This is a genomic window from Mesorhizobium sp. M2A.F.Ca.ET.037.01.1.1, assembly GCF_003998075.1.
GTDB lineage: Bacteria > Pseudomonadota > Alphaproteobacteria > Rhizobiales > Rhizobiaceae > Mesorhizobium.
Genome location: NZ_RZSA01000422.1, coordinates 1 through 5,278, shown reverse-complemented (window position 1 = coordinate 5,278; position 5,278 = coordinate 1). Strand labels below are relative to the sequence as shown.

General features: G+C 63.5%; 5 protein-coding genes. 1 reads left to right on the top strand and 4 read right to left on the bottom strand.

The window, feature by feature from the left end; all coding sequences use genetic code 11:
• Positions 1–914 (bottom strand): lysylphosphatidylglycerol synthase domain-containing protein (locus tag EOA27_RS20345; protein WP_127256994.1); only part of this gene is annotated, 914 nt, incomplete at its 3' end.
• 648 nt (positions 915–1,562) lie between these two features.
• On the opposite strand from EOA27_RS20345, the gene EOA27_RS20340 reads away from it, so the two are divergent.
• Positions 1,563–2,108 (top strand): DUF995 domain-containing protein, encoded by a 546-nt coding sequence (locus EOA27_RS20340; protein WP_245463232.1) that lies wholly within the window; start codon positions 1,563–1,565, stop codon positions 2,106–2,108.
• A gap of 80 nt (positions 2,109–2,188) precedes the next feature.
• Here the strand turns inward: EOA27_RS20340 and galE are convergent, their stop codons facing one another.
• The 3 genes from galE to EOA27_RS20325 all read right to left on the bottom strand — a co-directional run bounded on the left by galE (position 2,189) and on the right by EOA27_RS20325 (position 5,216).
• Complete coding sequence (galE, locus tag EOA27_RS20335) at positions 2,189–3,316, bottom strand: UDP-glucose 4-epimerase GalE (RefSeq protein WP_126078219.1); 1,128 nt, start codon at positions 3,314–3,316, stop codon at positions 2,189–2,191.
• Positions 3,313–4,371 (bottom strand): UDP-glucuronic acid decarboxylase family protein, encoded by a 1,059-nt coding sequence (locus EOA27_RS20330; protein WP_126078218.1) that lies wholly within the window; start codon positions 4,369–4,371, stop codon positions 3,313–3,315. The genes galE and EOA27_RS20330 overlap by 4 nt, the downstream gene beginning before the upstream one ends.
• 491 nt (positions 4,372–4,862) lie before the next feature.
• A complete protein-coding gene (locus EOA27_RS20325) occupies positions 4,863–5,216 on the bottom strand; it encodes a hypothetical protein (RefSeq protein WP_126078217.1) in 354 nt (117 codons plus the stop codon).
• Between the last annotated feature and the right edge of the window lie 62 nt (positions 5,217–5,278).

The following is a 5,278-nucleotide window of genomic DNA, read 5'->3' as shown; positions in this document are numbered from 1 at the left end:
TTCCTTGCCGGTCCCGCCGCCGGGGTTTCCGGCAGCGTCGATTTCGAGGGGAACAGCCAGGCGATCGCACCGGTTGCGACCGCCGAGCACAGGATGAAGAGATGCAGCGCGAGCGCCGCCTGCAAGCCGTCCTTCATGGCAATGCCGGAATAGAGCAGCGCCGCGGCGGCGCCCGCCTCATAGGTGCCGAAGCCGGCGACGCCCTGCACTGGCAGGATGGCGGCTGCCTCCGCGCCGACGGCGCCGGGAAAGGCGGTCTGGAACGAGGTGTTGAGCAGCATGGCGAGCAGCCAGCCCTGCACGCCGAGCTTCAGCGCCCAGTTGGCGATCGTCCACCACCAGCCATAGCGCGAGCGCCCCGTCGCCTCAGTGAAGATGTCGCGCAATTTGCCGAGCTTGGAGACGATCCTGCCGCCGGCTGTCCAGTTGTGCGGCGCGCGGGCCCAGCGCGGCAGGTACCAGGCGGCGGCGATCAGCGCCGCAATGCCGGCGGCCCGCAGCGCCAGATGGAGGCCCGGCCAAACGAGGCAGGCCAGCACGCCGACGACGAAAGCGTCCTGCAGCCTGAACCAGAGAAGAGAGGCGCTGGCGCGCACGATCGACACGCCGAACACCTGACGCAACAGGATCGGAAAGGCCGTCTCGCCGCCGCGGAAGGGAACGACGTTGATCATGGCATTGTGGATCAGGATGATACGCAGCGCGGCGCCGAAGCGGCCGTTCACATCGTCGCGGAACTCGTCGCAGACGCGCAGCGCCCTGAGCACATAGGTGACGAACAGCGCTGCCGCGACCGCCACGAAGGCGCCGGGCGTGATGGAGGCGAAGGCATCGCCAACCATCTTCCAGCGCTGATCGCTGGCAAGCCATGCCAGCAGCGCCAGTGTGACGATTATCGATATCGCTCGCTTCAACCAATTCTCCGATGGCGCCACCGCCGCGTTGGAGCGGCTTATCCGGTGGTTCGACAATTCACGCCTTTATCCGCGGGTCGCTTCGCCGACGCGGCTCGACGGGCGCGCCGTCACGGGCGGGTGATCCTATAGACCAGCATCGTATCCGAATCCACAAGCTTGGTCGCAGTCTTGTCGAGGTGGTCGATCACTGCGTCATGAGGTTCGACGAACCATTGCCAGCGGCAACAGTCTCGGCTTGCCGCCGGCCGTCGCGCCTCGCAACTCACTTGTTTCTGCGCTGTCTAACATGTGGAGCAGCCCCCTGCCGAAGCTATTCTGGCGACATCCAATCGCCCAGGCAAGGTCAGACTATACAACATTGTAATATCCCTGGTTAACTAACGGCTTGTAGTGATCACTTGGGCCTCGACTCAGTTGACATCGGGCCGCGCGCGGCTGTTAATAGGCTCAAGGGCGCTGATCGCGCCGCCATTGGGCCGACAGGCCCGGGCATCGTGACGGCTCGCGGCAGGCCCCGAAGAAACATCTTCCAGATCATGGTTCATCGGCCCCGCCGTGTCGGGGTCGAGAGGGGGTATTGATATGTGCACGCGCATCGGAACGACAGCTGAAGCCACTTCGGCATCCGAACGGAGTCGACTTGAGTTGAGCAGGGCCGATCGGCTTGCCAGAGGCGGCTGGCTGGTTCCGCTCCTGGTCGCCTGCGGCCAGCTTGCTTTTAGCGGCGCCGCCGGCGCGGCTCCGGCGAAGACCGGTGCGGCCGTCGAGGCCGCTGCCAAGCCCGACATTGCTCCGACGGCTTTCGAGCTGCAGCTTCTCTACGCCGACCGCACCTGGAACTGGAAGAACGGCGCCGCCTATTTCGGAATGGACAGGCGCCTGCATGCCTGGACGAAGGGGGAAGATTCGCCGGCCGTCGGCGAAGGCCGCTGGCTGGTAACGGAAAAGGGCAAGATGTGCATGGAACTTGCCTGGCGGTCCAAGACCTACTCCACCAAGCCGCAGCGTACCTGCTACAGCCATCGTGTCGACAAGGGCAACATCGAGCAGCGCAAGGATCCCGATGGCACGTGGTATGATTTCAAGCACGCCAAGGACGATCCCGCCGACGAGCACCAGAAGTTCGAGGCGGGCAACACCAAGGGTGCTCAATTTGAAGCTGCCCGCAAATTGATCGACACCAAGAGCTGACGCAGCGTCAATGCTCGGCCAATTTTGGGCCGAGCAAGCGTGACGCTGGATCTGGAAAGTGGAGGCTCGCTGAGCCGGCCTTAGCCGAACTCAGCGAGCCCGCGCCCCGACACATTACTCACAGGGCCGACCGCCGGCCTTGCGGGCCGGCGTTTCTGATTGACGTTCGCGCCGCGCGGCGCGCGCAATGCGCGCGGCATGGCGGCCGAAGCGCCGGAATCGCGCAAGGCCGGACCGAGCCCGAAAAAGGGTGCGGCCGTCCTGACGATAGTGTCGATGTCGGAAAGTTGCGCCACGAAGCCCAGCTGTTCGCGGGCAAGGCCGGGGTCGGCGAAAAGCCCGGCCGGATCGCCGGGGCGTCGCGCCTTGTACATGACCGGGACCGGCCGCGATGTGATCCGCTCGACCGCCTCCATGATCTGCCTGATCGAGACCCCGCGGCCGGTGCCAAGGTTGACAGCAAGGCTTTTGCCGCCGGCCTCCAGATGCATGAGGGCCTTGAGATGCGCCCGGGCGAGGTCGCCGACATGGATGTAGTCGCGCACGCAGGTGCCGTCCGCTGTCTCGTAGTCGGTGCCGAAAACCTCGATCGCCTCGATCATGCCGGACGCCGCCATCAACACCCTGGGAATGAGATGGGTTTCCGGCGTGTGCCATTCGCCAAGCTCGCCGTCGGGGTCGGCGCCGCAGGCGTTGAAGTAGCGCAGGATCGCGTATTTCATCCCATAGGCCGCGGCATGGTCCTTGATGATCTGTTCGCCCATCAGCTTGCTGCGGCCGTAAGGGCTGATCGGGTTCTGCGACGAGGTCTCGCGCACGGGCAGCGCCTCGGGCATGCCATAGGTCGCGCAGCTGGAGGAGAAGATGATGTTGCCGATGCCGTTCGCCCGCGCGGCCTCGAGCACGGCGATCGTGCCGGCGACATTGACCGAATAATAGTCCGCCGGGTCACTGACCGACTCGCCGACATAGGCGAGCGCGGCGAAGTGGACGACCGCCTGCGGCCTGTGGCTGGCGATGGCCCGCTCGAGCGCGCCGCGGTCGCGGATATCGCCGACCACCAGCGGCCCCCAGGCCACCGCTTTCTCGTTGCCGCGGCTGAGATTGTCGTAGACCACCGGCAGGTAGCCGGCCGCCGCCAGCTGCTTGCAGGTGTGGCCGCCGATGAAGCCGGCGCCGCCCGTCACCAGGATGGGGCGGGCACTCATAGCGCCAAAGCCCCGCCGGAGGACAGATGGTCGCCGCGTGAGGTCCCGGGCTGCCGGCGGCCCAGCAGGGCTTCGAAATAGGCCGTGGTGTGGGACAATCCTTCGCTGAGCGCGATTCTCGGCTCCCAGCCGAGATGCTGCCTGGCGAAGGAAATGTCGGGTTTGCGCTGCCGGGGATCGTCGACGGGCAGCGGCCTGTGCACGATCCGCGAGCGGGAATTGGTGTAATCGAGGACGAATTCGGCCAGTTCCATGACGGTGAACTCGCCGGGGTTTCCGAGGTTGACCGGATGGTTCGGCCCCGCGGGCGACCGCATCAGCCGCATAAACCCTTCGATCAAGTCTTCGACATAGCAGAAGGAGCGCGTCTGGGTGCCGTTGCCATAGACGGTGATATCGTCCCCGCGCAGTGCCTGGACGATGAAATTGGACACCACGCGACCGTCATCGGGCCGCATGCGCGGCCCATAGGTGTTGAAGATGCGCGCCACCCGGATATCGAGGCCGTAGGTTCTCGCATAGTCAAAGAACAGCGTTTCGGCCGAGCGCTTGCCTTCATCGTAGCAGGCGCGCGGGCCATGCGTGTTGACGTTGCCGAAATAGCCTTCGGGCTGCGGATGAACCAGCGGGTCGCCATAAACCTCGGAGGTCGAGGCCTGGAATATCTTGGCGTTGTGGCGCCGGGCAAGTTCCAGAAGGTTGATTGCCCCGAGCACGCTGGTCTTGAACGTGTGGATGGGATCGGCCTGGTAGTGAGGCGGGGACGCCGGGCAGGCGAGGTTGTAGATCTCGTCGACGGCGATATCCATCGGCAAGGCATCGACAACGTCGTGGCTGATGCAGGTGAAGGCGGCGTCGCGCGCGATACCGGCTAGGTTGTATCTTTTGCCGGTGTGGAAATTGTCCAGGGCGATGACTTCATAGCCGTCCGCAAGCAGCCGCTCGCACAAATGAGAACCCAGGAATCCCGCTCCGCCGGTGACCAGGGCCCGGCCGCGATCGATGCTTTTTCGACCCGATCGAACCGGCTTCAGAACTTTGATGACCCTATTCATGCCAACCTCGTACGCACACACACTACCGTTCCGGGACGGGCATTGCCCGACCAGGTCACAACGGCGATTCCTCCGCAGAGGCAGAACCGCCTGCACTGATGTGCGTCATACTTTTCTGAGTTCGCGAGGCTGTCGCTCTACGGCTTGTCTTCGCCGCATAAGCGTCCCTTCCGCCCCTAAGTCGCGATCCACGAGTCGGTTGCCACCACCGCAGACTGCTCGCCCAAATTGCACACCCAACGCATACGAAGATATACCTGTGTCGGGGGTAGTCAACTAAATTAGCGTTTTGTTAACCTCACGTCTTTGCGAATGGTTAACCAAGGAGTGGGCGCACAGGGCGCATCAGCGGTGAGACGCTGCCCCGGAAAGCTTGGTAACGGCGCCGCGTTCATCGAATTGCGGCAGCAGGCCGGGAGAGGCTCTCGGCATCATCCTTGAAGCCTCGAAGCAACGTCAGCAAGACGCCGGGTCGAGATTGCGCATCGTGGCTAGATGTTCTCGGCGACCGCCCCGGCACTTCTGGCGAAGCAATGCGATTGCTGTCCAAAGCCGCTCGGGCCGCAAATAAAGTCAGCGTTCCCAAGATAAGGATTGATCCTTACCACAGGCGCCGAGCGAGACGGGCTCTCTGTATGGATGTGTCGGGTTGGTTTCAAGTCGATCAAGGCGGCGTTGCCGCTTTGCGACACGCTGAATGAGCTCGACTGACCGAAGTTGAAGTATTGGCAACCGGAAGTTGCCAACAACGCACCCAGGACAAAAAGACGGGGCAGGGCCTTCATTGGAATGCGAAAATTTTTGTTGAGGCAGGGCCGGCTTAAGCCTCGATAGGCCATCAGCATGAAGTAAAAATCCCCTCAAGCGCGCGGCGCTTATGTTCGAATCACGATTAGCCGCCCACCCC

Coding starts and splice junctions, on each gene's coding strand:
- EOA27_RS20325 (WP_126078217.1), bottom strand. CDS start 5,216: ATGCTGATGGCCTATCGAGGCTTAAGCCGGCCCTGCCTCAACAAAAAT.
- EOA27_RS20330 (WP_126078218.1), bottom strand. CDS start 4,371: ATGAATAGGGTCATCAAAGTTCTGAAGCCGGTTCGATCGGGTCGAAAA.
- galE (WP_126078219.1), bottom strand. CDS start 3,316: ATGAGTGCCCGCCCCATCCTGGTGACGGGCGGCGCCGGCTTCATCGGC.